This window comes from Gardnerella bretellae, assembly GCF_048545135.1.
GTDB classification, from domain to species: Bacteria; Actinomycetota; Actinomycetes; order Actinomycetales; family Bifidobacteriaceae; genus Bifidobacterium; species Bifidobacterium greenwoodii.
This window is the reverse complement of the sequence record NZ_JBKQXU010000002.1, coordinates 152,591-178,155: the sequence shown is the minus strand read 5'-3', so window position 1 is coordinate 178,155 and position 25,565 is coordinate 152,591. Positions and strand designations below refer to the sequence as shown.

22 protein-coding genes and 4 pseudogenes are annotated in these 25,565 nt (G+C 45.3%); 9 read left to right on the top strand and 17 right to left on the bottom strand.

Translation table 11 applies throughout. The features are described 5' to 3' along the window. The 12 genes and pseudogenes from ACJV7B_RS02165 to ACJV7B_RS02110 form a co-directional block, all read right to left on the bottom strand. The gene (locus ACJV7B_RS02165) at nucleotides 1-2,637 is read right to left on the bottom strand and encodes an ABC transporter (protein ID WP_419388858.1); all 2,637 of its coding nucleotides are present in this window, start codon (nucleotides 2,635-2,637) and stop codon (nucleotides 1-3) included. Nucleotides 2,638-2,859: 222 nt separating this feature from the next. Continuing rightward, a complete protein-coding gene (locus ACJV7B_RS02160; RefSeq protein ID WP_419388857.1) occupies nucleotides 2,860-3,564 on the bottom strand; it encodes a ribonuclease HII in 705 nt (234 codons plus the stop codon). A gap of 37 nt (nucleotides 3,565-3,601) precedes the next feature. Beyond that, the gene (lepB, locus tag ACJV7B_RS02155) at nucleotides 3,602-4,420 is read right to left on the bottom strand and encodes a signal peptidase I (RefSeq protein WP_004135511.1); all 819 of its coding nucleotides are present in this window, start codon (nucleotides 4,418-4,420) and stop codon (nucleotides 3,602-3,604) included. 27 nt (nucleotides 4,421-4,447) lie between these two features. Beyond that, on the bottom strand, nucleotides 4,448-4,816 hold the full coding sequence (rplS, locus tag ACJV7B_RS02150) for a 50S ribosomal protein L19 (protein WP_004127473.1): 369 nt from the start codon (nucleotides 4,814-4,816) through the stop codon (nucleotides 4,448-4,450). Nucleotides 4,817-5,083: 267 nt separating this feature from the next. Further along, nucleotides 5,084-5,710 (bottom strand): annotated as a pseudogene (locus ACJV7B_RS02145) (AAA-associated domain-containing protein); the annotation flags it as partial. Nucleotides 5,711-5,772: 62 nt separating this feature from the next. Next, a pseudogene (locus ACJV7B_RS02140) lies at nucleotides 5,773-6,598 on the bottom strand (ABC transporter ATP-binding protein); the annotation flags it as partial. 78 nt (nucleotides 6,599-6,676) lie between these two features. Continuing rightward, complete coding sequence (locus tag ACJV7B_RS02135; protein WP_419388856.1) at nucleotides 6,677-8,425, bottom strand: ABC transporter permease; 1,749 nt, start codon at nucleotides 8,423-8,425, stop codon at nucleotides 6,677-6,679. A gap of 213 nt (nucleotides 8,426-8,638) precedes the next feature. Then, nucleotides 8,639-8,785, bottom strand: coding sequence for a hypothetical protein (locus ACJV7B_RS02130; RefSeq protein WP_176605909.1), 147 nt, complete (start codon nucleotides 8,783-8,785; stop codon nucleotides 8,639-8,641). Between the two features lie 94 nt (nucleotides 8,786-8,879). Beyond that, the gene (locus ACJV7B_RS02125) at nucleotides 8,880-9,566 is read right to left on the bottom strand and encodes a non-canonical purine NTP pyrophosphatase (RefSeq protein WP_004135505.1); all 687 of its coding nucleotides are present in this window, start codon (nucleotides 9,564-9,566) and stop codon (nucleotides 8,880-8,882) included. Between the two features lie 24 nt (nucleotides 9,567-9,590). Continuing rightward, nucleotides 9,591-10,352 carry a ribonuclease PH gene (rph, locus tag ACJV7B_RS02120; RefSeq protein WP_004135504.1) on the bottom strand — a complete coding sequence of 254 codons (762 nt, stop codon included), beginning with the start codon at nucleotides 10,350-10,352 and terminating at the stop codon, nucleotides 9,591-9,593. A gap of 36 nt (nucleotides 10,353-10,388) precedes the next feature. Beyond that, nucleotides 10,389-10,625: pseudogene (locus ACJV7B_RS02115) on the bottom strand (ABC transporter C-terminal domain-containing protein); the annotation flags it as partial. A gap of 140 nt (nucleotides 10,626-10,765) precedes the next feature. Next, a pseudogene (locus ACJV7B_RS02110) lies at nucleotides 10,766-12,470 on the bottom strand (ABC-F family ATP-binding cassette domain-containing protein); the annotation flags it as partial. 96 nt (nucleotides 12,471-12,566) lie between these two features. Here ACJV7B_RS02110 and rnc point away from each other — a divergent pair. After that, nucleotides 12,567-13,361 (top strand): ribonuclease III, encoded by a 795-nt coding sequence (rnc, locus tag ACJV7B_RS02105; RefSeq protein WP_419388855.1) that lies wholly within the window; start codon nucleotides 12,567-12,569, stop codon nucleotides 13,359-13,361. Between the two features lie 405 nt (nucleotides 13,362-13,766). Here rnc and rpmF read toward each other — a convergent pair whose 3' ends face one another. The 4 genes from rpmF to coaD form a co-directional block, all read right to left on the bottom strand. After that, on the bottom strand, nucleotides 13,767-13,961 hold the full coding sequence (gene rpmF / locus ACJV7B_RS02100) for a 50S ribosomal protein L32 (protein ID WP_419388854.1): 195 nt from the start codon (nucleotides 13,959-13,961) through the stop codon (nucleotides 13,767-13,769). A 184-nt stretch (nucleotides 13,962-14,145) separates the two neighbouring features. Then, complete coding sequence (locus ACJV7B_RS02095; RefSeq protein ID WP_004110281.1) at nucleotides 14,146-14,832, bottom strand: YceD family protein; 687 nt, start codon at nucleotides 14,830-14,832, stop codon at nucleotides 14,146-14,148. Between the two features lie 2 nt (nucleotides 14,833-14,834). Then, nucleotides 14,835-15,872 carry an SPFH domain-containing protein gene (locus ACJV7B_RS02090; protein ID WP_116431911.1) on the bottom strand — a complete coding sequence of 346 codons (1,038 nt, stop codon included), beginning with the start codon at nucleotides 15,870-15,872 and terminating at the stop codon, nucleotides 14,835-14,837. Nucleotides 15,873-15,887: 15 nt separating this feature from the next. Next, the gene (gene coaD / locus ACJV7B_RS02085; protein ID WP_419388853.1) at nucleotides 15,888-16,454 is read right to left on the bottom strand and encodes a pantetheine-phosphate adenylyltransferase; all 567 of its coding nucleotides are present in this window, start codon (nucleotides 16,452-16,454) and stop codon (nucleotides 15,888-15,890) included. 163 nt (nucleotides 16,455-16,617) lie between these two features. Here coaD and ACJV7B_RS02080 point away from each other — a divergent pair, with 163 nt between their 5' ends. Beyond that, nucleotides 16,618-16,947: a DUF3039 domain-containing protein gene (locus ACJV7B_RS02080; protein WP_102694587.1), complete on the top strand. Its 330-nt coding sequence runs from the start codon at nucleotides 16,618-16,620 to the stop codon at nucleotides 16,945-16,947. An 89-nt stretch (nucleotides 16,948-17,036) separates the two neighbouring features. Here ACJV7B_RS02080 and ACJV7B_RS02075 read toward each other — a convergent pair whose 3' ends face one another. Continuing rightward, complete coding sequence (locus tag ACJV7B_RS02075; protein ID WP_419388852.1) at nucleotides 17,037-18,374, bottom strand: nicotinate phosphoribosyltransferase; 1,338 nt, start codon at nucleotides 18,372-18,374, stop codon at nucleotides 17,037-17,039. A gap of 172 nt (nucleotides 18,375-18,546) precedes the next feature. On the opposite strand from ACJV7B_RS02075, the gene cysS reads away from it, so the two are divergent. The 7 genes from cysS to trmD all read left to right on the top strand — a co-directional run bounded on the left by cysS (nucleotide 18,547) and on the right by trmD (nucleotide 25,556). Next, nucleotides 18,547-20,172 (top strand): cysteine--tRNA ligase, encoded by a 1,626-nt coding sequence (gene cysS, locus ACJV7B_RS02070; protein WP_419388851.1) that lies wholly within the window; start codon nucleotides 18,547-18,549, stop codon nucleotides 20,170-20,172. A gap of 55 nt (nucleotides 20,173-20,227) precedes the next feature. Continuing rightward, the gene (ffh, locus tag ACJV7B_RS02065) at nucleotides 20,228-21,904 is read left to right on the top strand and encodes a signal recognition particle protein (protein ID WP_419388850.1); all 1,677 of its coding nucleotides are present in this window, start codon (nucleotides 20,228-20,230) and stop codon (nucleotides 21,902-21,904) included. Nucleotides 21,905-21,939: 35 nt separating this feature from the next. Further along, the gene (locus ACJV7B_RS02060) at nucleotides 21,940-23,241 is read left to right on the top strand and encodes an endonuclease/exonuclease/phosphatase family protein (RefSeq protein ID WP_410296215.1); all 1,302 of its coding nucleotides are present in this window, start codon (nucleotides 21,940-21,942) and stop codon (nucleotides 23,239-23,241) included. 147 nt (nucleotides 23,242-23,388) lie between these two features. Continuing rightward, the gene (rpsP, locus tag ACJV7B_RS02055; RefSeq protein ID WP_004135488.1) at nucleotides 23,389-23,871 is read left to right on the top strand and encodes a 30S ribosomal protein S16; all 483 of its coding nucleotides are present in this window, start codon (nucleotides 23,389-23,391) and stop codon (nucleotides 23,869-23,871) included. A 2-nt stretch (nucleotides 23,872-23,873) separates the two neighbouring features. Next, nucleotides 23,874-24,107 carry an RNA-binding protein gene (locus tag ACJV7B_RS02050; RefSeq protein WP_004105376.1) on the top strand — a complete coding sequence of 78 codons (234 nt, stop codon included), beginning with the start codon at nucleotides 23,874-23,876 and terminating at the stop codon, nucleotides 24,105-24,107. Nucleotide 24,108: 1 nt separating this feature from the next. Continuing rightward, nucleotides 24,109-24,711, top strand: a complete 603-nt coding sequence (rimM, locus tag ACJV7B_RS02045) for a ribosome maturation factor RimM (protein WP_419388849.1) — start codon at nucleotides 24,109-24,111, stop codon at nucleotides 24,709-24,711. Between the two features lie 11 nt (nucleotides 24,712-24,722). Next, the gene (trmD, locus tag ACJV7B_RS02040; RefSeq protein ID WP_419388921.1) at nucleotides 24,723-25,556 is read left to right on the top strand and encodes a tRNA (guanosine(37)-N1)-methyltransferase TrmD; all 834 of its coding nucleotides are present in this window, start codon (nucleotides 24,723-24,725) and stop codon (nucleotides 25,554-25,556) included. Nucleotides 25,557-25,565 lie beyond the last annotated feature (9 nt).

Below are 25,565 nucleotides of genomic sequence, written 5' to 3'. Positions count from 1 at the left end.
CTATTTACCAGATGCTCCAGCCGCTGCAGCCGCCCTACCAGCCGCTTTGCCAGCTTTACCAGCTTTACCACTTGTTCTTACCATCGCAGGTATACGCTGCAAAACAACGTCAATAACTTGCTGAATCATAATCACAAGCAACACCATTGCCATAACAGCATATACAGTGCTCCATGCTGGAAGATTCGTTGGAACAGGATGAACAGTATTTGCCACAACCAACGCTGCAGCAGCAATACTTGCTAACGCCAAAGCTAGTATAAACGACGAAATACCTGCTATTTTACGCGCTAAACGCATGTCTTGTTGCGAAACTTTTTTCATTGAAGCAATCATTCGATTCACACAATGTTCACCTTGACGGAAAGCAAGAATCTCATCAATACCAAGCTCAATATCGTTCACTTCGCACTCAACATCATTCTTTTCATAACGAAGCTTATTTACAACATGCTTTGAACGAATAAGCAAGTATCTAGGCAGCACGAACACAATAATCACGCATGCTGCAATCGCAATATAAGATAAGTTTTTATTGAAATAGTAAAGCACAACAATTAGTGGAATAACAGCGCAAACCATTCCAACATTCATACTTATATGAGCCTTATGCCAACGCTCGTTATGCATGTCTAAACCTGCAAAAGAAATCACAAGAGTAAAAGCTCTAATAGCCATGCATAAAACGGCAATCATAACGCATTGTTGCATTACAAAACCAAAGATTGGCCTTCCAGCAACAGCAAACATTGCAGAAACAATAGTTACAGGAATACACACTGTTGCCGCAAGATTAAGTGCTGTAATAAACGTGGAAAGAATAGCAAAAATAGCGCGCTTAAACTTGGAAATGTTGCGCTTGCTTGATTCGGAAATAATAGCAGAAATAGGTGTGATATTTTTTATTTGCGCACCTGCCTGCGCACTTGTTTGCACACCTGCCTGCGCACTTGCTTGAGAGCCTGCTTGCGATTTTTGAATTTCGCCAGACTTATTATCCAAAATATGCTTATAAGTTTCCACGGTAACTTTAGCATCCGCAGAAGTTAGTCCCGCATCGTTAGGCATTAAAACTATTACGGTTGCAGAACGCGCAACTCTACGCAAAATCTTAATAATTTTTTCGGCTTCTGACTCGCTAATATCTTGCGCACAATAGTCGAAAATATAAACAGGAGTGTGACGAAGTAAAGCGCGTGCAAGAATAATTCTACGAATAATATCTTCCGGATTGTATGCTGAATCAGGATTATTTAGCAAACGATCAATAGGAATATCTAATCCGTCATAATCTGCATAAACAACGCCGTCTACTCTAGCAGCTCGCAAAGCATCCCACATAGCAGTAGTTGTGGCATTTGGAGCAGCAAGAAGTAAGTTTTCGCGCAAAGTCATGGAAAACAGGTGACTTTTTTCGCTAACAACAGTAACAATATCTGCAAGAGCGCCGGCAGTAGCATCGTTTAAGGAAAGATACGAAGAATTGCCGCCTTCCCCAAAAGTATCAAGCGAAACAAACGGAGAATTATCATCTTCCTGAACTTCGTAACGATCGCTATAAGACAGCAATACGTCAGCGTTTTTGTTAAACCCAGTTCCAGAAAGCATGTATGAGTGCATAGCAGACTGATATTTGCTTGGAACTACTTGAAGCTCACCAGAGCGCGCAACTATAGATAAACGCTCAAACTCGTTATTGTTACTGCCATTGCATTTAATATCGCAGCGCATGCGCAGAGCAATATTCGTAGAACCATCTGGCAAAGATAATGTTGAACCGTCGTCACTAAAAGATATTGGAGCATTAGAATCTGTTACAGTGCGCAATAAAGATTCAACGTGCTTCATTCCAAGCACAGCGTCACGAATAACATGCATATACTTGCTAACAGCTCTAAACGGCTGAACACTAAGCATTAGCAAAGGCATTGTTAGCAGCGCTGCAGCAAGACCAACGCCTTTTACGCTAGATAACCAAACTGTAGCAACAATCGCTATTGAGGCAATAACATAAGAGCACAACGCACTAACGCAACGCCAATATGCAGAACGCATAAGCAAAACTAGCACAAGAGACGCAATATTAAACATTGCAGATATAGCGCAAATGCCAGCAATAGCAGGATTTACCGTGCATAGCACAGCAGAAATAACTACTGGAATAGGAATAGCTGCAACGATTTGAGGCACAAGAACGGCAATAAAACGCTGGATTGCAGAAATATCGTCATTTACTGAAAAATTTACAAAATCTCCAGTTTCTTCAATATTTGCGGATCTTAAAGATAGCATTGCGTGAAGCATTTTTGGGCGCAAACGCATTGCAACACGCGACTCAATATCTGTTTGCATAGTCGAAGACCAGTGAAAAGCCGCGTATTTTATAAGAATAATAGCAACTAAAGCAATAATATACGAAGTAAATTCAACAGAACTCATTAAAGAAGTTCCAACTGAACGAACTGGGCGAAGAACTGGAGAAAGCATTCCAACACAAATGTAAGCAAATGCAATATTCATAAGATAAGAAATCGCAAGGCACGCCGACCTTAAAGCAACTAAATGCTTAATGCCTGGAACGAACGCAAAACAGCGATTTATCATCTCCTGATCCTTTTCTTCATTACGAATACTCATTGCAAATTTTTCCAAAAACAAGTTCCCCCACCGCTTTTAAGATTACGCTTTACACACACCATCAACACGCCGACTAGCGCTAAATTATGTTGATTTTAAGCCATTTTGAGGCTTTGAAAATCGCTCAAAAAGAAAGCGTTTAACATTTGCATAGATTTGGCAAGAACAATCGACACTTATTAAAACTTGTTTATAAATTCACTTGTTTATAAATTCACTTGTTTACAAATTCCAAGACAGTCTGTGCAAATCGCTAGGACCTACTTCTTTAATTGCGTTTCGATGAGATAGAGAACCGTAGCCTTTATTATGCGCCCAATCGTATGCTTCGTATTGCGGTTTTTTAGATAACGTCACCATAAGATTATCTCTTGTAACTTTTGCCAAAACCGCAGCAGCCGCAACACTTGCACACTGGCGGTCTGCCTTCACAAGCGTATGCACTTTTACAGGAAGCTGCACAAATGGTGCGTCAAAAGTATTGGCAACTTTATCAATGTAGTCGCATGGACCATCCAATATTGCTGCAATACGAGTGTTTTCTTTTTTACTTATTTGAATATCTTCCTCGACTTTTGCGATTGCTTTCAAAGCCGCAACGCCAAGCGCATAACTAATACCCCACTCATCTATTTCTTTATTAGTACAAGATCCAACAGCCCAAGAAGTACACCATTTTTGAAGAGGATTAAATAAGTCTTCTCGACGACGCTCAGTAAGTAATTTAGAATCAGCTAAACCTTCAGGAATTGTTTGCGCTTCGATTTGATTTTTACAAATAGCGGCAGCTCCAACCATTACCGGACCTGCAAGAGATCCGCGGCCAACTTCATCTAGGCCAATAACCCAATCGTATCCTTCGCAAAGCAAACTTTTTTCATTATTAAGAGATGGTATAAGAGGTATTTTAGAAGATTCTTTCGGCATAATTAAGACTTTACTTGCATAAGTTTAATTTACAAGTTTAATTAGCAGATCTGCTTGGCACATCGTCAAAAGCATCGTGATGCTCATCCAAAAAACCAACTCGATCCAAAGGCCACGTGCGGAACACTGCAACGCCCTCGATTTTAGAAATCGGCACCAAACCATCGTCGCCATCGTTACGATGGTAGCGGGAATCTGCAGAATTAGCGCGATTATCTCCAAGAACAAAAACATGCCCAGCTTTAACCTTTACCTTAAAAGGAAAAGCACTTGGATCTACACCAGGACGAATATAAGCAGATTCGTGAACAGGAACGCCGTTAACAGTAACAGGCTCCCCCGCTCCCTTACATTCAACAGTATCTCCAGGCAAACCAATAAGACGCTTAATCAAATCCTTGCCAACTAAACCGTTAGAAGACTCTCCACTTAACCAATGAGCAGGATCTTCAAAAACTACAATATCTCCGCGATGCAAAGGAAATACGCTAGGAGTTAGCTTTGACGTAACAACGTAATCACCAATGTGAATAGTGTCAAGCATAGAGCCGGAAGGAATAGTGTACGCGCCAAGCAAAAACAGGCGAATAATTAACACTACAAAAACTGGAATACCAAACCAAACTAAAGCGTCTTTAAGAGAAAAATGGTCGCCGTTTTTTTGATTGCGAGCATGAGCAAAACGCTTGATATTTCGGCTCTCTTTACTATTTTTTTTGTTTTTTCTATTTTTCCAAAAACCACCAAAGCCGGAAGGCTCATAACCTTCCGGCTCAGGTGGAACCGGTGAAGGATCTACGCCATGACCCGCTACCGCGACGATATGAGTATCGCTAATTTGCGTGCCATCAGACATAATTTAATCCTTCACTTTAAGGTTGATTTACTTAGCAGCGCTGTTATCACGACGCTCGGCAATACGAGCAGCCTTACCACGCAAAGCGCGCAAGTAGTAAAGCTTAGCGCGACGAACGCGACCGCTACGAACCAGCTTAATCGAATCGATAGCTGGGGAATGAAGTGGGAAACGACGCTCAACACCAGTGCCGAAGCTCACCTTACGCACAACGAAAGTTTCACGCACGCCAGCACCCTTACGAGCAATCACCACGCCGGTGAAGGTCTGAATACGAGTGTTGTTACCTTCCTGAATCTTAACGTTAACGTCAACAGTGTCACCAGGACGGAAAGCTGGGATTTCCTCAGCTGCCTTAAGATGCTTAGCATCAAATGCTTCTACAGCATTTACCATAATATTCCTCCATCGCCGCCGCATACCGACGCATAGTAAGCGTTAGCAGCAAATGCGCTACGCAATTTTCCCCAAAAAGTTCGCTTTTTAGGGGGCTTTCGATCCGCGCAATCTTAAATAAGAAGCGACTAGACCTAAAGATAAAAGAACTATGCGGCATCCTTTTATCGAAAGCATACAAGTATCAAATTTATGCACAATAATGGACATTATTAATGAGCAGTATTGCACACTATTTCAAGCTATTTCAAGCTATTTCAAGCTATTTTAGCGTGCAACACCGTCCAAAGGAGCAGTTTCAACAGTACGAGTCAACTCGTCATCGTCGGCATCGTAATCAAACAACTCACCATAACGACCCCAGCTAATCGCAATATCAAACTGCTGACGAGCAAGCGCATCCGTATGCTTACTGCGCAACAAATCCAAAATCAACTCGCCGCGAAGCTTACCGTTGCGGTTACGACTCAAAGCCTGATCAATTGCGTGAACAAGAGGCGCATGCTCAATAGCTAGTCGCGCAAAAACTTGCTTACTGTGCAAAATGTCGGCGTTATGCCATTCTTCACCAGCAGAAGTAATAGTAATATGGCCGTTTTCTGCGGTAAGAAGATTAAGCATTGTTCCAGCATCAACAAGCGGGAACAAATCGTCGATTTCAAACGACAAGTCTGCTGCCAAATCAGCCAAATCAATTCCGTCTGGATTTTCTGAAATAACGTCAAGCAAACCTGCCATACCGCCTGGGGTTGCGTTTGGAAGCAAACGAACCGACACAGGCTCTGCCTTCGCCTCTCCAGATTCAGCTTCATCTTCGCCTTGCTTGTCTTCATCCTCATCATCATGATGACGCTGAATAAGCATATCTGCAATTGCTGCAGCTTCGTTATCTTCAGCATCCTCAGTATCTGCAGCTTGAGTTTGGTTCTGCAAATCATTAGACTGTGAACTCTCCTGCTCAGAAGCACTTTCCGGAGCAGAACCGGTCAAAATAGCGTACAGATTATCTACCATCGCCTCAAATTCAGCACTGTGCTTATCTCGAGGACGAGGCAAATCAACCTGAACGTCTGCAATTAGATGACCTGGATGTGAACCTAAAACAACCACACGGTCAGCCATTTGCACAGCTTCTTCAATATTGTGCGTAACAATAAGCACAGACTTAATATCGCGCTCCTCGCTAGACCAAAGCTTAAGCACTTCCTGACGCAAGTTTTCTGCAGTAAGAACATCGAGTGCGGAGAACGGCTCATCCATAAAAAGCGCATCCGGTCGCAAAACCAACGCACGCGCAATACCTACGCGCTGACGCATACCGCCGGAAAGCTCCTTTGGATAAGCTGTTTCAAAGCCGTCCAAACCGATTGCATCAATTGCAGCGAGCGCAAGTTCAGTGCGCTTTTCTTTGCTAACACCTCTAGCTCGCAAACCAAGCTCCACATTGTCTTGCACGGTAAGCCACGGCATAAGAGCAAAGGTTTGAAATACGATTGCAACCCCCGGGTTTGGGCCTGTAAGCTCACGACCACGATACGTTACTGTGCCTTCTGTTGGCTGCACAAGACCAGCCATTGTGCGAAGGAAAGTTGATTTTCCAGCACCGGAACGTCCCAAAATTGCTACGATTTCGCCTTCTCGAAGAGTGAAAGAAATATCGTGCAAAACATGCTGAGTTGTGCCGCTGTCGGAAGTGAAGCTTTGACTGATGTGCTTTGCGTCGATAATATCGCTTGTAATTGAGGATTGCACTGTTTTTTCATTGCTTTTCAAAGTATTCATAATTTTGCCAATCTTTTTTATAAAATTTGTTATTTTAGCTGATTCAGTTAGATGATTTAATTAGTTGATTTAATTCAGCTAATTCAATACGTAGCGTTTTTCGGAAATACGTTGTAGAGGCGACCAGAATAGTCGATTACTTAAAACAACAATTAAGCTCATGACAGTTACGCCAACCAGAGTGCGAGCAGTATCTCCCATAGTAGTTGCGTTGGTAATATAAGCACCCAAACCTGCAGTAGACATATGATGCTTACCGTATTCAACGATTTCCGACACGATCGAAGCGTTCCAAGCGCCGCCTGCAGCTGTAATACCGCCAGTGCACCAAGAACCGAAAATAGAAGGCAAAATAAGCGTCTTCCAACGTAAAACTCGATCCAGCCTAAAGCTGCGTGTCATTTCACGCAAATCATCTGGAATAGCGCTAGCGCCAGCAATAACATTGAAAAGAATGTACCATTGCGTGCCAAGAGCCATCAAAATAATACTTCCCCAACCCAAGTCAATGTGCCAAGCCATAAACAAAGCCATTGCAAATGGGAATATAAAGTTTGCTGGGAAGCTGGCAAGAATCTGCACAATAGGCTGCATAATTCTAGAAATCTTTGGATTCATGCCAATTAAAACACCAACTGGAACCCAAATAAGCGAGCTAATAAGAATCAAAACAGCAACTCGCACAAAAGTAATTCCGCCAAGCATGCCTGCTGTAATAAACTCTTGCAACCCTGCAGTTGTATGCACAAAGTAAAGCATATGCACTACACCTGCTGCAACAATAAGGAACATTAAAACGTTAAACGCCCAGTCTCCAAACTTGCGCTGCGAAGCTTTATGAGGCCACTTAGCTCCTGTGCGACCAAGCGGACGAGTAATCTTTTCTAGCCACTCTCTAATTGGCAAGAAAAGCTTGCTAATAACCTCATCGGCGTGAGAATGACGAATAAGCGTCAAAATAGCGCTGTGACGCTCATTGTCCGAAGCACTCTGCGTAATGCGGAAACGCTCAGCCCATGCAGTAAGCGGCTTCCACAAGAAGAAGTCAAGCGCCAAAACAACCACAACCATAGAAGCAATAGCCCACCAAATATTCCCGAGCTTATTATCTGCAGCAGATTGCGCAACAAAGCTACCGATACCAGGAAGAGCGTAAGTGTGGTTATTTACGGAAATCATTTCCGAAGCGGTAAGGAAGAACCATCCGCCACCAACAGACATCATGCAGTTCCAAAGCAGCGGAATCATTGCGTTTGGCATATCTAACACCCAGAAGCGCTGCCAATGCGTAAGTTGCAGGCTACGAACCGCCTCGTCCAACTCCTTCGGCTCGCTGAGCAACGAACGGTGGAAGGAAAAAGTCATATTCCATGCTTGGCTTGTAAAAATAGCGAAAATCGAAGCCGCTTCAACGCCGAGCATCGATCCAGGGAAAATCACCAACCAAATGGTAACAGTCGCCGAAAGGAAGCCCAGAATTGGCACGGACTGCAAAATATCCAAAAGCGGAATAAGCACCTTGCCAAGTCTTCGACTTCGAGCTGCAAGAGAGCCATAAACAATAGTAAAAATAAGAGATGCCACTAGCGCAAGAAGCATACGAAATACTGAGCGCAAAGTGTAGTAAGGGAGATTAATTAAGTCGGTAGACACTTTAGAAGGAATACCGCTTGGGCCAATCGGCTGATTTATGCGCTGAATAAGGAAAGCAGTTACGCCAAAAACAGCAATAATGCCTACGCACACAATAATATCGGACCAGAAGCGAGTGTTCTCGTCAACCTGTGCGCCTGCGCCTTCCTTGCGCGAAGTTGTGAATACGGTCATAATAAAGTCCTCTGATAGGAGCTAAAGGTTTATTTGCCTTTACTTATATTTTCTTAAATCTTTTTCAGATTTAGTTGCAGATCTATTCTTAGATCTATTTTCAGATTGATTTATGTAGCCGTATCACCATTGATTGCTTTTTAGGCTCAAAAAATTGCAGCTTACTTTTTATTTTTGCAAGTTTCCAAGTAAGTTTTGCAGATTTCGTAAGTTTTATTTTTGCAATCTTTGCAACCTAAATGCGGTGATTGCCGGCTTCATATATTCAGGAGGAACGTCCGAACTACTACTGCCAATAGTGTCAGAACCTTCACTCGTAGTGCGAGTACTAGAATTATGACTGTTACTGTCATGTTTCACGGCAAATCACCTCCTTAACGCCGTGCTAATTATAAATAACGATTAAACCTGTGTCAAGGCACGCTACGCGCAGAGGAATCTTAAACAAAGCTATTTATTCTGTAATAAACAAAGCTTGTAATTCAGGCAACAAAGCTCGCAAAGCGTGACCGCGGTGAGAAATACTATTCTTCTCTTCCTGAGTAAGCTCAGCGCTAGTTAAACCTTCCATTTGAACGCCGTTACGAATAGGCTGCTCGTCTGGAACAAAAATAGGATCGTAACCAAAACCGTTGTTTCCACGCTCTTCGCGAAGAAGATGACCAATCATCTCCCCCATTCTAACCGTTTCAAAACCGTGAGTGTGCAGCATAACACTGCCTTCAGGAACTTCGCTACAAGCATCTGGAATAGCAAGAGCAGCAGCACAACGAAAACGCGCTGTTAAGAATCGATCCGGAATATCCGAAAGCTGCTTAAGAAGAAGAGCATTATTCGCTTTATCGTCACCATGAACTCCGCTCCAACGAGCAGACAAAATTCCAGGAGCGCCGCCTAAAATATCAACAATAATACCGGAATCATCCGCAATAGCAGGCAAGCCAGTTCTTGAAGCAACATCTCTAGCTTTAAGCAACGCATTCTGCTCAAAAGTAACTCCGGTTTCCACAGGATCTGGCAAACCAAGAGAACCAGCAGTAATAAGTTCAAACCTATCTGCTAGTTGAGCTAACTGTTCAGCTAAAATACGCTTAATTTCAACGAGTTTTCCCTCATTATGTGTTGCCACAACAAGTTTCACGCCCGCTCTCCTTCAATCTGTTTACTATTTGGCTAAAGCAGCTTTTTGCGCTTTCTGCAGCTCACGATTACCTTTTGTTGCTAAATCAAGCAAAGTATTTAATTCGTCGCGATTAAACGGACGATGCTCAGCAGTTCCCTGAATTTCAATAAACGTACCAGAACCAGTCATAGCAACGTTCATATCTGTCATAGCCTGACTATCTTCAACATAAGGCAAATCAAGCATAGGCGTGCCATTAATAACGCCAACCGAAACTGCCGAAACAGCATCTTTAAGAACGCTTGCAGCGGAACGAATATGACCATTCTTTTCCGCCCAATTAAGCGCATCTACCAATGCTACGTAAGCTCCAGTTACGGAAGCTGTACGAGTTCCGCCATCTGCCTGTAAAACATCGCAGTCGATTTGAATCTGGCACTCGCCCATTGCTTTCATATCGACAACTCCGCGCAAGCAGCGACCAATAAGACGGCTAATTTCATGCGTGCGACCGCCAATTTTTCCGCGCACAGATTCGCGGTCGGTACGCTCAGCAGTAGCTCGAGGAAGCATAGAATATTCGGCAGTTACCCAGCCTAAGCCGGAATCCCTGCGCCAACGAGGAACACCGACAGTAAAAGTTGCAGTGCACATAACGCGCGTATTTCCGCACTCAATAAGCACAGAGCCTTCAGGAACGTCAGTAAATTTACGTGTAATTCGCACAGGGCGAAGCTCGTCAACTTCACGACCATCTACGCGAATTGGTTTTACAGATTCCAGCATATCCTTGATTTGAGCCATAACTCACAAATTTAGCACGTGGCTGTTATCTTCTAATCACTGCAGCTGCTCAGAAAGTTCCATCCACTCTTCTTCAAGATCGCTAGTTTCTTGCGCATTTTGTTGCAATTCTTCGTTAAGAGCTTGAAGACCAACGAAGTCGCTCGGATCGTGAGAAGCCATTTGAGACTCAATATTTGATTTTTGATCTTCAAGTTTTGCAAGTTTTCGCTCAATTGCTGCCACGCGTCTTGTGGCATCATGGTAGGCTTTACCAGTAAGTTTCGGCGCACTTACTGAAGCTGCACTTGCTGCACTTGCTGAATTTATTTCGCTATTTCCGCTATTTTTGTTATTTTCGCTACTTTCGTTACTTTCGTTACTATTTTGCGTTTTTGCAGAATTAATATTATTTTCGTGCTCGCGCTGCAATTTTTCTACAATTTGCAAATACTCGTCTACACCGCCAGGAAGATGACGGATTTTGCCATCAATCAGCGCAAACTGCTGATCAGTTACGCGCTCAAGCAAGTAGCGATCGTGCGAAACCACAATAAGCGTGCCAGGCCAAGTATCAAGCAAATCTTCCATAACAGCCAGCATGTCGGTATCTAAATCATTACCCGGCTCATCCATAATCAGCACGTTTGGCTCGTCTAGCAAAATAAGCAGCAGCTGCATACGCCTTTTTTGACCGCCCGAAAGATCCGCAATCGGAGTCATAAGCTGTTCCGGCTTAAAACCAAGACGCTCCATAAGCTGACCAGGAGTAACTTCTTTGCCATCAATAATGTAGCTTGGCTTGTAGCGGCTTAAAACTTCCTTAACCTTATATTTTCCAAGCTTTTCAAGCTCTTCGAGGCGCTGCGAAAGCACAGCAAATTTTACGGTTTTACCAATGTTCACGCGACCAACCGTAGGTTTTAGCGAGCCGTCAATAATGCTTAATAGCGTTGATTTTCCGGCACCATTTGCGCCAACAATTCCGAAACGATCTCCAGGACCGATTAGCCATGTTGCATCGTCGAGAATCATGCGGCCGGTAATAGTTTTTCGCTCTGCTGCAGCAGTTTCCGGATTTTCTTCAGAAAGATTTTCTTGATTTTCGTCGACTGCAATCGTAACGCTTCCTACGTGAGTTGGTTGCGCAAAAGCAGATTCTACAATGTCTACTTTATTTGATTTTTCTGCAGTAGCAGCGCTTTCTGCAATATCAGGATCAATATTTTTTAGCTGATTAGCATCGTCAAAAATTTGCGTAACATCAATCAAATCAACAACTTGCTTGCCAAGACGCGAAGTTGCCATTTTCTTCAATTCTAAAGTATTGCGCATTGGAGGCACGTCTGCAATAAGCTCGCGAGCCTGCTTTACGTGGAACTTCTGCTTAGTGGAACGCGCACGAGCACCGCGTGAAAGCCATGCCAACTCTTTTCTGGCCAAATTTCTGCGACGCTCCTCGCGCACATCCGCCTGACGCTCGCGCTCAACTCGCTGAAGCATGTACGCACTGTAGCCGCCTTCAAACGGATCTATTACGCCGTCGTGAACTTCCCACATCGAAGTGCAAACCTCATCCAAAAACCAGCGATCGTGCGTCACAATCAAAAGCGCGCCCTGGCCGTCCTGCCAGCGGTGAAGAAGATGCTCTGCAAGCCAGTGAATTGTCACAACATCCAAATGGTTCGTAGGCTCATCCAAAGCCAAAATATCCCAGTCATGAAGAAGCAATCTTGCCAAATCAGCTCGCCTGCGCTGACCGCCAGAAAGCGTACCAACTTTTGCTTCCAAATTGATTCCGCCAAGAAGAGCTTCCACGATTTCGCGAGAGCGCGGGTCTGCAGCCCACTCGTAATCCTCGCGATTTTCCAAAGCAGCCTTACGCACAGTTGCGTTATCATCTAAAGGATCGCGCTGGTCTAGCATGCCAAAAGTAAGCCCTCCGCGCTTAGTTACGCGACCGGAATCAGGCTGCATTTTACCGGCAAGCATTCGAAGTAGCGTTGACTTTCCGTCGCCATTTCGACCAACAATACCAATCCTGTCGCCTTCAAAAACACCTTGAGTTACATCAGTAAAAATCGTTTTTGTAGCAAACTCTAGCGAAACTCGTTCTAATCCCAAATCATACGTAGGCATAATGCATAAATATAGCTGCAGACTTCTACGAACAGATTTAATCTAACTTAATCTAAAAGCGTGCGTGTTGGCAATGTGGACTATAATAGTACTGTTATGAAGACTCAAAATAATCAAGAAAATCAGCACGATACGAAGAGTGCGCATAAAGCAAGTGGAGTTTTAAGATTAGACGACGGAGAGGCTCGCTCTGGGGATCCAACTCAGGAGCTTTTAGACGCTTTAGGCACAACTATTTCGCCGGATCTTTTGGTAGAAGCGCTTACGCATCGCTCGTTTTCGCACGAGCATCCAGGTACGCGAAATTATGAGCGACTTGAGTTTTTGGGAGATGCTGTTTTAGAGCTCGTATCTACAGAAACGCTATTTTCTGCGCATCCAGACATGACTGAAGGTCAACTTGCGAAGATGCGAGCGAAAGCTGTGTCTGAATGGGCGCTTTCTGCTGTTGCGCGCGAAAAGCTGCATGTTGGACCATATATTCTGCTCGGCCGCGGCGAAATGGAGCAGGGCGGAAATAATAAAGATTCGATTCTTTGCGATATTGTTGAGGCGCTTATTGGCGCAACTTTTGTTGAACACGGTATTGATGAGGCGCGCGCTGTTGTGCATCGTTTGATTGATGACACTTTGGCGGAAGTTTTGACCGAAGGTCCAGCACTTGATTGGAAGACTTCACTTACGGTTAAGGCGCACGATATGGGCTTGGAAGATCCGGAGTATCGTATGGCTGTTTCTGGACCTGAATATGCTCCAGTTTTTGAGGCGCGCGCAGTTCTTGCACACAAGGACGGCGACGAAGTTCTTGGCGTTGGAAGCGGATCTAGCAAACGTAAAGCGCAACTTGCGGCTGCAGAAGTCGCTTGGCACGCGCTCGACGCGCGTAAGTAACTACGAACTTTACCTGATCTGCGAACTTTGTCATCGATACTTCGAATACGATAAGCGACTATCAATCAAAGAACACTAGCATTATTGCTCTGCTATCGCTACACCGAAATGACTACCACACAACAAAAAAACACTAATCATTTTCTGAGTAGTGAGGTTGGGTGTTGCTTGGTCGAGCAATATAAAAGCGGAGCGATAGTAATATCTTTTTGATAAATAAATATTTTTGAAAGAAAGTAAGTAAAAAACTAAACTTAACTATGCAACCACTAAGTCCAAATAAGGTATAAGAGCGTAGCGCTGCGAGACAAGCAACACCCAACCTCACAGCCATATAAACTAAAACAATACGAAAGAAAAAAGAAAACCCTGCCACCCGTCGATGGCAGGGTTTTTCAATACAACCTAGTTGTTGTGCGCCGAGCGAATAGCTTCACGATAAACACGACCACGGAAGGTTCCGCAAGATGGGCAAGCCATGTGTGGGAATGCCTGAGAACCGCAGTTCGGGCAAGTCACAGTCTGCACGGCAGACGCCTTCCAATTAGCGCGACGCGAATGCGTATTAGCACGCGAGGTCTTGTACTTAGGCAGTGCCATAATTCTTTCCTCTATTTCATTCAATCGATTGAGCTTAAGCGTTCTGTATATTACAGCAAGCGCCGTACAAATTGCTAATTTACGTGAACTTGAGTGAGATTTAAGCGAAATCTGTTTTGCGCAAAAGCTCGCGCTCTAAGCGCTCGCTACGAAACTCGCGTTGGAAGTCCACTGGACTTCCAACCTAAGCGAGTTTCCGCTCCGAGTTGCCTTCGCGCGCTAAATCGCAGCGCTCAGGCAGGTCGTCGCGCTTTTCATTCTGCTCAAGCTGAGCTTTCAAATCCTCTAAAGCAGCAAAACGAATATCCGTAACGTCATGATGATGATCTGGATGCTCGTTTAAGTTTTCGCCACACTGAGAGCAAAGTCCGCGACAATCCGGCTCACACAACGGTTGCAACGGCAGCTCACTTACCATCGTGTCGCGAATAAGAGCCTCAATATCCGCAAAATCACCACCCGCAACTAGAGGATACACATTGCCTGACTCGTCATTTTCATCCCAAATTTGCGATTCAGCTTCATCCGCATCGCCACGAGTATTGCGATTATCCGAACGATTAGAACGCGAGTCAGCATATGGAAAGAATACGCACACATCCACTTTCCAATCGCGACGAAGCGGCATCAAGCATCGAGTACATTCTGCATGCACCGGGGCAGTAATACTGCCCTGAAACATTAAGCCGTCAACCACAGCATCAAAATCGCCATCAACCATAACATCACTGCCTGGCTTTACGCCAATAACGTAATCTCCAATACCTTCCGGCGCCGGAAATACGCGATGCAACGACATGCTACTACCAGCGCGCGCAGCCATTTGCGCTACTGGAACAGCCCATGGTGATTGGGATGGATGCGAAGCCATTACTAATTCCTTTCCTCTTCATCATCGTCATACAATGATGAGCTAATGTCATTTTGTACGTGCGCTGCAGCTCGACGACGATCTTCCAACACTCGCTGACCCGCTTGCACATCTTGTTCTAATTTATCTAGCTGCTGCTTTAAGCCTTCCATAACAGTCGCGCAATACTGATCCGCACCTTGCGTAAGCTTGTCTGATTTTGCTTGCGCAGTAGCGAGAATGTCGCGAGCTTTCTGTTTTGCTAAAGCCGTTACGTTTTCTTGACCTGCTAAGAATTGAGCACGCTCTTGCGCTTCTTCAATTATTTCTGCAGATTGAGATTGCGCTGAGGAAACAATAGAGCTTGCTTGTGCTTGCGCTGTACGCAAACGTCGCTCTGCTTCTCGCATTAACGCAGAAGCTCGCTCCAATTGCACAGGAAGCATATCTTTCAAACGCGTTAACTGGTCAACGAACTCATCGCGATCAATTTTTACCATTCCTGCAGCAAACAGAACATTTTTGGCTTCCGAAAGAGTTGCTTCCATTGCGTCAATAATGTCGTAAACTGTAGTAAATTCAGCGCGGCTCTTTGAACGCGCTTCATCGCTTATTGTTTCTGCAGCTACTTTTGAAGTTTCAGATTCATTTTCTTCAAAGTCGATAACGCCACCATCTTCTCGCTCTCGTAAATCTGGAAGAGGGAAAGGAGAAAATGATGCTGGCGAAGAAGCTGCTTTGCTATTTTTCTTGTTCTGATTTGCACTATCAACGCCATTATCTCGCACATCTTCCGCAGCAGAAACACTTCCAACTGCCGCAACAGATGACGTTTCTGTATTGTCAGCATCTGCATCAACTAATAGGTCGCCTTCACGCGCACTTCGCACGTCGGAATGTGTTGTATTTACAACGCCGTCTTGAGCATCTTCTTCATCTGCGAGAACCGGATGTAATGGAAGCTTTTGATTGCGATCAACTTGCACTTCACGCTCCATCGTGTCGTCTCCTTCACTAGATAATCCAGAAGTCACGTCAGTAAGTTCATTTTTATTTGTCATCTTCTACTCTCCTGTTCAATTGTTCAGCATAGATGAATTATTATCTACGCCTAATGATTGCTCACTAAAAAGCTTTTTTAATAAGGGTATTACGTTATCTGGAACCATGCCAGTAACATTTCCCCCATGACGAGCAACATCTTTAACCACAGAGCTTGAAACATGCTCAAGCACAGGATCAGCAGGTAGGAAAAGCGTTTCGATACCTGCTAATTTGCGGTTCACTAGTGCCATTCCAAGTTCTGCCTCATAATCACCGTTTTGACGCAAGCCTTTGACGATTGCCGTTGCGCCTACTTTTTTGCAATAGTCGGTAATTAAGCCTGTTGTTGAGGAAACAACTATTTTTCCTGCGTTATTGCAGGAGCACGTATCAGCGCAATTACTATGCGTATTACGCAAATTTTTCACAGCTTCGCGAATAATCTGCACACGCTCAGACTCTGAAAACAACGGCGTTTTTGCAGCGTTCACCGCAACAAGCACGTGTACTTCATCAAATAGATGCGTACAGCGTTGTATTACGTCTAAATGGCCGGCAGTGACAGGATCATACGAGCCGGGACACACAGCTATAGTCATGCTTTTAGATTATCACCCACATAGCTCATAGTGAAACGCATAACACAATAGAGTGCGAAAGTTTTCGTGCGTTTGTTGCAATAATGCTTTATGCTAGTTAATACTGACGCTTGATTAAATTAGATTAGATTTAGTCAGGCATGATTATAGAAAGGGATGCGCAATGCTTTCAACGTTATTAGCAGATAGCACACTTAATGCAATTATGGAAGCCGATTCGCAATCCTCTAATCCAGATTCCGGTTCAGGTACATCTACTTCCGTACTTGAGCGTCCGGAAGTAAATGAAGATGCTCGTTTAGACGACGGTGGAAATGCAGACCGATTTGCACACTACGTTTCTAAAGATCGCGTTGAAGAGTCGCGCTTGACAGGGCGACCGGTAGTCGCGTTATGCGGAAAAGTATGGATTCCTCGCCACGAAGCAAACGACTATCCGGTATGCCCTGAGTGCAAGCGCATTTATGACGAAATGGGCAAGCTCAACTTCTAATAAGCAGCGCTACTAGTAAACGCTACTAAGTTTCTAGTAAGCGCTACTAGTAAACACTGCCACTAAGCTGCTTTTTGCCAATGCGCAATTTATAAAACGCGTACTTCAGTTGGGATTGCAGGGTCTCCACGCATCAAACTTTGCGCAGCCAACGGCAATCGTCTCAAAGCAGAAGCGCAATAATCTTGAGCGCGCATAATCGCATCATGCCCCATAAAGTGTTCGTCAGCTTCACCGTCAACCATGTAATCAACCAGCAGATTCTCCCACGAATCTTCAGGCTTAAATTGAGCGAGCGCAACTTCCGAACCGGAAATCACGCGTTCGCAATCTGCCACACCGCAAGAATCGCTGCTGTAATCGTATGAACGATACGCCAACTTTCGTCCAGGCACAGTCGCCTTATTCTTAGACCTCTTAGCAACAGGCTGCATAATGCCATCAGCACCCTCGCGCTCAGTAAGCTTATAAACCATTGCGCAAGTAGGAGCGCCGGAGCCGGTTACAAGCATTGTGCCAATTCCATAAGAATCCACAGGAGCGGTTTGCAAGGAAGCCAAAGCATACTCGTCCAAATCGTTAGTAACTGTAATCTTCGTGTTTTTAGCACCCAACTCGTCAAGCTGATTTCTTACGCGACGAGCCAAAGCGCACAAATCTCCAGAATCAATACGAATTCCACCAAGATCAGGGCCCGCAACTTCCACAGCTGTCTTTACAGCTTCCTCAATATTGTATGTGTCAACAAGAAGCGTAGTGCCCTTGCCAAGAGCGGCAATTTGAGAAGTAAAAGCGTCGCGCTCAGTGTCGTGAACAAGAGTGAAGCAGTGAGCCGCGGTACCAATTGCCTTCAATCCGTAAAGTTTCGCCGCAAGCAGGTTTGCAGTTCCCTTAAAACCGCCAATTACAGCGGCGCGAGACGCAGCAACTGCAGAATATTCGTTCGTACGACGGCCGCCCATATCCATGCAAGGACGTCCTGCGGAGGCAGAAACCATGCGAGCTGCGGCAGACGCAACCGCGCAATCGTAATTAAGAACAGAAAGAAGCACAGTTTCAAGCAAAGTACATTCACCAAAAGTGCCTTCTACCTGCAAAATTGGCGAATTCGGGAAGAACATCTCCCCCTCACGATAACCGGAAATTTTACCGTGGAATCGGAAATTTTCCAGCCATTTAATAGTTTCAGCGCTAACAATTTTACGATCACTTAAGAAACGCAAATCATCTTCCGAAAGATGGAATTTTTGCAGCTCTTCCAAAATGCGACCCGTTCCAGCAACAACGCCATAGCGACGACCCTGAGGCAAATGGCGAGTAAAAATTTCAAAAACGCACTTACGATTTGCAGTGCCGTCCTTAAGAGCAGCGTCAAGCATAGTGTATTCATACATGTCCGTCATAAGAGCAGATGAAATCTCAGCCATGATATTCCTTTCAGTAACGAACAAAATAAAAACAGCTAGGTAATAGATTGGTTCAATAAAGCTAAATCTAAAACCAAATCGCAATAATTGTATCGCTAACTAAAGAGCCGACGCACGAAATGCAACTTCTCAAAGTCACTCTGAGTATGAAGAAGCATTTATAATAGCAATTATGCTTAATAAGACTTTGAACGAAGAGACAACAAAACTTAGTAAAGCCGCGGAAAACTTGCGCTTATACAACACTGCTTCACACAAAACAAGCGCGTTTAAGCCTGCAAAACCTGGGCAAGTTGGCATGTATGTTTGCGGCGCTACAGTGCAAAGCTCGCCGCATATTGGTCATATTCGCGCGGCAATTGCTTTTGACGTAGTACGCCGATGGATGCTGCGCTTAGGATACAAAGTTACGTTCGTTAGAAACGTCACAGATATTGACGACAAAATCATGAAAAAAGCTAGTGAAGCCGGGCAAACTTGGTGGGAACGCGCATATATTTACGAGCGCGAATTTACTGAAGCTTACAACACTTTGGGAGTTTTGCCGCCAACTGTTGAGCCGCGCGCTACCGGCCATATTACGGATATGGTTGAGCTGATTGAGCGCTTAATTGAGCGCGGTCACGCATATGTTATTAAAGACAGCGCCGGAAATCCTACTGGAAACGTCTATTTTGACGTGCCAAGCTGGGAGCATTACGGCGAGCTTACGCACCAAAATCAAAATAGTAATGAAATTGATGGTGACGAAGCTTCCGCAATTGCAGACGAAAAAGGCCCAAGTGTTGACTCAGCAGGAAACGATATTTACAATCCGACTGACCCTGCCGACGCATCCCCAGACAAGCACGATCCTAGAGATTTTGCGCTTTGGAAAGCTCCTTGCGATTTCGACCAGCCGGATGCGCGCTGGAAAACTCCTTTTGGCGAAGGACGACCTGGTTGGCATATTGAATGCTCGGCTATGAGCCACCGTTATCTTGGAGACGATTTTGATATTCACGGCGGCGGATTAGATTTGCGATTCCCACACCACGAAAACGAGATGGCACAAACGCGTGCTGCAGGCTGGAAAAGCGCGAATGTGTGGATGCATTCCGCTTGGGTTACAGCCAGGGGTGAAAAAATGTCTAAATCTTTGGGAAATGGGCTTTCCGTGCCGGTTGTTTTGGCGAATAATTCTGCTTGGGTTGTGCGTTACGCGCTTGGAGCAGTGCAATACCGCGCAATGTTGGAATGGTCGGATCAAGCTTTGGTAGAAGCAAAAGCTGCTTACGATCGCATTACAAACTTCCTTGAGCGAGCAGGCAGATTGCTTGAAAATACGCCGACGCGAGAAGAAGTGCAATCTGTAGACGCAGACTTGCTTCCGGAAGATTTTACGCGCGCAATGAATGACGATATTAACGTTTCTGGCGCAAACGCGGCAATCTTTACAGCAATCCGTCAAGGTAATGCAATTCTTGATGACTGCGCACAAGCACAAAACAGTGGTACGCAAAAACTGCTATATACAGCCGTTTTGCAAGTGCGCGCTATGCTAGACACGCTTGGATTGGATCCTTATGCAGAGCCTTGGACTTCTAACGCAAATAAATCTTCTGCAGCCGGAGCAAACGGGGAAAGCAGTAAGGAATGCGCGGCTTTGGACGCTTTAATCACCTTGCAGCTTCAGGCTAGAGCAGATGCTAGAAAGGCAAAAGATTTTGCTAAAGCAGACGCAATTAGAGATGCGCTGAATAACGCCGGAATCGTAATTGAAGACGGCACTAAAGGATCTTCGTGGCATTTGCAGTAAGAAAGCAACCACACAATAACGCAACGTTAGTAACAGCGGGTAGAATAGGAAAATTATGGCAGCATTTAGTTCGTTAACAGACCGCCTTTCTAGTGCTTTCAAGCATTTGCGCAGTAAAGGCAAGCTTTCAGAATCGGATATTGACGGCACAATCCGCGAGATTCGTCGCGCTCTTCTTGACGCCGACGTTGCTCTTGAAGTTGTGCGCTCCTTTACAGCGCAAATTCGCGAGCGTGCTCTTGGCGAAGAAGTGTCTAAAGCGCTTAATCCTGCTCAGCAAGTTGTGAAAATTGTTAACGACGAGTTGACTAAAGTGCTTGGCTCTGGAGTTGATAGGCCACTTAATTTTGCGAAATACCCGCCTACTGTGATTATGCTTGCGGGTTTGCAAGGCGCTGGTAAGACTACGCTTGCCGGAAAGCTTGGCTACTGGCTTAAGGATTCCGGCCACACTCCTTTGCTTGTGGCGGCGGATTTGCAGCGTCCAAACGCAGTAACGCAGCTGCAGGTTGTTGGCGAGCGCGCTGGAGTTCCTGTTTTTGCGTCGGAAAAGGGCGTGCAAAATGGCGGAAACGCAATTTCTTTGCCATGGTTTACTAAAGGCGACCCGGTTAAAGTTGCACGCGATTCTATTGATTATGCGCGCGAAAAAATGTATGACACTGTGATTATTGATACCGCAGGTCGTTTGGGCGTTGATGAGGATTTGATGAAGCAGGCTCGCAATATTCGCGACGCTGTAAATCCTCAAGAAGTGCTGTTTGTTATTGACGCAATGATTGGTCAGGACGCTGTTCGCACGGCTCAGGCTTTTAACGACGGCGTAAACTTTACCGGCGTTGTGCTCTCTAAGCTCGATGGCGACGCTCGAGGCGGTGCTGCACTTTCGGTTGCAAGCGTTACCGGCAAGCCAATTTTGTTCGCTTCTACAGGCGAAGGTTTGAAGGATTTTGAGATTTTCCATCCGGATCGAATGGCTTCACGCATACTCGATATGGGCGATATTTTAACGCTTATTGAGCACGCTCAGAAGCAGTTCGACGAGGAAGAATCACGTAAGGCTGCCGAAAAGATTGCTGAAGGAAGCTTTGGTTTAGACGACTTTTTGGAGCAGCTTCAGCAAGTTCGTAAGCTTGGTTCAATGAAGAAGCTTTTGGGAATGATGCCAGGAATGGCCGCTCACCGCCAGGAGCTTGAACAGTTTGACGATAAGGAAATTGACCGCACTGAAGCAATTATTCGCTCTATGACTCCTCAAGAGCGTAGAGATACGAAGATTATTGATGGATCTCGCCGCGCGCGAATTGCGGCTGGTGCTGGCGTAAGCGTTTCTAAGGTTAACGCGCTTTTGCAGCGCTTTGAGCAGGCTGCCAAGATGATGAAGCGTATGAGTGGCGGCGCTGGAATGCCTGGAATGGGCGGTATTCCTGGATTTGGCGGACCTGGAGGAAAGTCGAAGCGCAAAGATAAGAAGTCGAAGAAGAAGGGCGGAAAGTCCGGTAATCCAATGCGTCGCGAGGCCGAAGAGCGCGCGTTGCGCGAGAGGCTTTCGGGAGAATCTTCCGGAAGCGGCAGTAACGACGTTGCTGGCTCCGCTTTCGCAAAGCAGCAGCCAAATCCGCAGAATCTTCCTGAAGGCTTACAAGAGCTTATGAATTCTGAAAATTCGAATCAAGATAATCAACTTCCACCTAACTTCGGCGGAGGATTAGCCGGATTATTTGGAAAATAAGCGATTACTCGTAAAAATAAGCGACTATTCGGAAGATGAGTTTTGTATTAGCGATTCTGTGGGTTATATTTGCGGCGCTTCTTTGCTGGCAGCTGCTTCGGTGGCTGCCTGCTGGCGCGGATAAATATAACCCACTTCCGTATATTATTGCGCTTCTTCCGCTTTCGACTTATGTTGTAGTGGCGCTGCTTTTCTTCAGTATTTTCGCTACAGAATGGCAAGTGCTGTACGCATCTAAAAATCCGCAATCGTATAATTTCGCTCAAGCTTACACATATTTATGCATTGCTTACGCGGTACTATTTTTGATTTCACTTAAGTCTTATACGCCGTACTGGTTTGGAAGGTTTAGAAGCGCGCGGAAACAAATGCCGGGAAAATACACGGCAAATGTTTCCGAAACACGCCAAAACAGCAACAAACGCCGGGAAATTACACGGCAAATGTTTCCAAAAAATGCCAAAACAGCAACATTTGCCGGAAAATTACACGGCTTTTGTGGTCACACACACGGATTCGGAAAACAAACGCCGGAAAATTACACGGCAAATGTGGTCAGATTAGGCCAAAACGACAACAAATGCCGGGAAAAGCAGCATCAAGAGATCCGCGTAATGACACTAAATTGCAGATACGGAAAAGCGAATGCTGCTCAAATAATCGAAACTGCGAAAAAATACAACGTAAACACGTTACTTTTACAAGAATTAAGCGAATCCTTAGTAAAAAATCTTGAAAAACTAGGTATTTACGAAATTTTTCCAACTTCTTGCGTAGGTAGCAAAAGCGAGCACAATAACGGTGGATTCAACGCGATTTTTACACAATATTCCGCGATTTCTACTTGCAACAATGCTGTAAAAATTGAGGCTGCAAGCGTTCCTAGCGTTACAACTTACTTAGATTTTGGCGATGAAAAAAACGTTTGCGTTAAGTTTGCTTCCGCGCATCCAAAGTCGCCAATGCGAGGATGTTCTGCTTGGAGTGAGGGAATCCGCGCGCTGGCAAAAGTTGGTAATGCTGCAGAAACTACAGAAACTGCGGAAACTTGCGAATTATCTACCCTCACAATCCTTACAGGCGATCTTAATTCAGCAATCGACCACCCAAGTTTTCGTTCTCTTTTAAAATCCGGATTTTTAGACGCTTCTATTTGCCTTGGAAAGCGCCTAAAAACTTGGCCTACCTGGCTTAAATGGCCGAATCTTACTCTTGATCACGTTCTATTTTGCGCAAAAAACTTGCACGCCAAAGCAGTGTGGCAAAAAAACGCCGTAATAGACGGCACTGATCACCTTGCATACATCGCATCAATAGCCCTATATTCTCTGGAATAAAAACGTCCAAGCGCGCAGGCATAATGGATAAGTTATTCGCGTGAATCGGCGCCCTCTTCCCGACCACGTGAGGAACATGTGGAAGCTCGCAAGGAGTGCCCCACACCCGAACGAAATTCCGCGACTCTAGTTATAAGGAGAGCCATTTTGGCAACCAAGATTCGTCTTAAGCGACTCGGCAAGAAGTTCTATGCCTTCTACCGCGTGGTCATTTCTGATTCGCGCAACAAGCGCAACGGTCAGTCCATTGAAGAGATTGGCGTTTACGATCCAAACAAGCAGCCATCTATGATTCAGATTGATTCTGAGCGCGCACAGTACTGGCTTGGCGTTGGCGCACAGCCAACCGAACCAGTGTTGAAGCTCTTGAAGATCACCGGTGACTGGCAGAAGTTCAAGGGTCTTGACGGCGCTGAAGGTACTTTGAAGACTTCCGAAGCTGGCCCAGATGCACAGGCTCGCGTTGAGGCTGTTGAAGCTGAAGCTCAGAAGTTGAAGGCCGCTAAGTCTGAAGCCGCTGCAAAGGCAAAGGCCGCAGCAGAAGCTGCTGCAAACGAAGCTGAAGAAGCTCCAGCTGAAGCACCAGCAGAGGCCGCTGAAGCTGCCGAAGCCGAGGAAAAGGCTGAGTAATCATGCTGGCTCAAGCTGTGGAACATCTCATTAAAAACATCGTGGATTTTCCAGATGATGTGTCGGTGCGTTCTCACGAAAACGCTCGCGGCGAACTGCTGCGCGTACGCGTGAATCCTGAAGACATTGGCCGTGTAATCGGCCGAAACGGTCGTACTGCTAATGCTATTCGCATTGTTGTGCAAGCCTTAAGCAATCACAATGTGCGCGTAGACATTATGGACGTACGTAAGTGAGATGAACGTGGCCTTAGACCAACAATCTTTTGACAACCCTCAGCAAAGTCGTAATGACCTGCTGAGGGTTTGTCGTATCGGCAAAGCCCAAGGTTTAAAAGGCGAAGTAACTGTACAAGTCTTTACCGACGAACCTTACGAACGTTTCGAGCCTGGAAACGTGTTATGCACTGCCGACGGCGAGCGCGAGTTTGTTATTGAGCGCGCACGAACTTTTAAAAATCGCTGGATTCTGCTGTTTGAAGAATCACAAAATCGCAACGATGCTGAAGCTCTTAATGGCATTGAATTGTATGCGCCTGCGGAAGATGCGCAAGAGCTTGCTGCCGAAAATGCTTGGTATATTAAGGATTTGGTCGGTTTGCAAGCGCGGCTTTGCGAGGAAAATCAGCTTGGGATGCCGGCTTGCACTATTGGAAAAGTTGTGGATGTGCTCGACGGTGCGCAATCTTTGCTAAAAATCCGCTTGAATAATCCTGTTGACGACGATAATAAGACTGCACTTGTGCCATTTGTTGAGGCGCTTGTGCCGGAGGTTGACGTCGATGAAGGGTATTTGACTATTGACCCTCCAGGCGGCTTAATTCCAGGTCTTTCGCAATAGAGTGCATTATGATGGACATCGATATTGTTTCCGTATTCCCAGAGTATTTTCAAATGCTCGATTTGAGCCTACTTGGCAAGGCTCAAAATAACGGCTTACTTAAGATTCGCGCGCACAATTTGCGAAAGTGGACTCACGACGTGCATCAGTCAGTTGATGATACTCCTGTTGGCGGCGGCGCCGGGATGGTTATGAAGCCGGAAGTTTGGGCTGAATGCTTAGACGAGCTGCTAAATTTGCAAGATGTGCAAAGTGCGCAAGCGCAAGATACACAAGCACAAGATACACAAGATTTACCGATTCTTATTTTCCCAAACCCTTCTGCCCCACTATTTACGCAAAAAGATGCAACGGAATTAAGTCACGCTAATCATTTGCTATTTGGATGCGGACGCTACGAAGGCTACGACGCACGAATTCCGGAATATTACCGCGCAAAAGGCATCGACGTGCGCGAATATTCGATTGGTGACTACGTGCTTAACGGCGGCGAAGTTGCAGTAAGCGTTATGCTTGAAGCGATTACGCGCCTAATTCCTGGATTTATGGGAAATCCTGAGTCGATTGTTGAAGAGTCTTATACTGGTTCGGACGCGCTGTTGGAACATCATCAGTACACGCGTCCGACTACTTGGCGCGGTATAAGCGTTCCGGAAGTGCTTACTTCTGGAAATCATGCGAAGGTAGACAGATTCCGCCGCGATGAGGCACTTTCTAGAACTAGCGAGATTCGACCGGATTTAATTAAGCAACTTGACTGCCACAAACTAGATAAAGCGGATCGAAAAACACTCATGGCTCTCGGATGGGAAGTTTCCGGCGAGCACCCTCGCAAAACCTTATGAAAAATAAGA

Bases quoted from the DNA above. Each gene is read 5' to 3' on its own strand.
- rph (WP_004135504.1), bottom strand. From the start codon at position 10,352: ATGGCTCAAATCAAGGATATGCTGGAATCTGTAAAACCAATTCGCGTA.
- ACJV7B_RS02160 (WP_419388857.1), bottom strand. From the start codon at position 3,564: ATGCCGAAAGAATCTTCTAAAATACCTCTTATACCATCTCTTAATAAT.
- ACJV7B_RS02075 (WP_419388852.1), bottom strand. From the start codon at position 18,374: ATGGCTGAGATTTCATCTGCTCTTATGACGGACATGTATGAATACACT.
- lepB (WP_004135511.1), bottom strand. From the start codon at position 4,420: ATGTCTGATGGCACGCAAATTAGCGATACTCATATCGTCGCGGTAGCG.
- ACJV7B_RS02080 (WP_102694587.1), top strand. From the start codon at position 16,618: ATGCTTTCAACGTTATTAGCAGATAGCACACTTAATGCAATTATGGAA.
- coaD (WP_419388853.1), bottom strand. From the start codon at position 16,454: ATGACTATAGCTGTGTGTCCCGGCTCGTATGATCCTGTCACTGCCGGC.
- rplS (WP_004127473.1), bottom strand. From the start codon at position 4,816: ATGGTAAATGCTGTAGAAGCATTTGATGCTAAGCATCTTAAGGCAGCT.
- rimM (WP_419388849.1), top strand. From the start codon at position 24,109: ATGAACGTGGCCTTAGACCAACAATCTTTTGACAACCCTCAGCAAAGT.
- ACJV7B_RS02135 (WP_419388856.1), bottom strand. From the start codon at position 8,425: ATGACCGTATTCACAACTTCGCGCAAGGAAGGCGCAGGCGCACAGGTT.
- ACJV7B_RS02060 (WP_410296215.1), top strand. From the start codon at position 21,940: ATGAGTTTTGTATTAGCGATTCTGTGGGTTATATTTGCGGCGCTTCTT.
- ACJV7B_RS02095 (WP_004110281.1), bottom strand. From the start codon at position 14,832: ATGGCTTCGCATCCATCCCAATCACCATGGGCTGTTCCAGTAGCGCAA.
- ACJV7B_RS02165 (WP_419388858.1), bottom strand. From the start codon at position 2,637: ATGAGTATTCGTAATGAAGAAAAGGATCAGGAGATGATAAATCGCTGT.
- rnc (WP_419388855.1), top strand. From the start codon at position 12,567: ATGAAGACTCAAAATAATCAAGAAAATCAGCACGATACGAAGAGTGCG.
- trmD (WP_419388921.1), top strand. From the start codon at position 24,723: ATGGACATCGATATTGTTTCCGTATTCCCAGAGTATTTTCAAATGCTC.
- ffh (WP_419388850.1), top strand. From the start codon at position 20,228: ATGGCAGCATTTAGTTCGTTAACAGACCGCCTTTCTAGTGCTTTCAAG.
- ACJV7B_RS02050 (WP_004105376.1), top strand. From the start codon at position 23,874: ATGCTGGCTCAAGCTGTGGAACATCTCATTAAAAACATCGTGGATTTT.
- cysS (WP_419388851.1), top strand. From the start codon at position 18,547: ATGCTTAATAAGACTTTGAACGAAGAGACAACAAAACTTAGTAAAGCC.
- rpmF (WP_419388854.1), bottom strand. From the start codon at position 13,961: ATGGCACTGCCTAAGTACAAGACCTCGCGTGCTAATACGCATTCGCGT.
- ACJV7B_RS02090 (WP_116431911.1), bottom strand. From the start codon at position 15,872: ATGACAAATAAAAATGAACTTACTGACGTGACTTCTGGATTATCTAGT.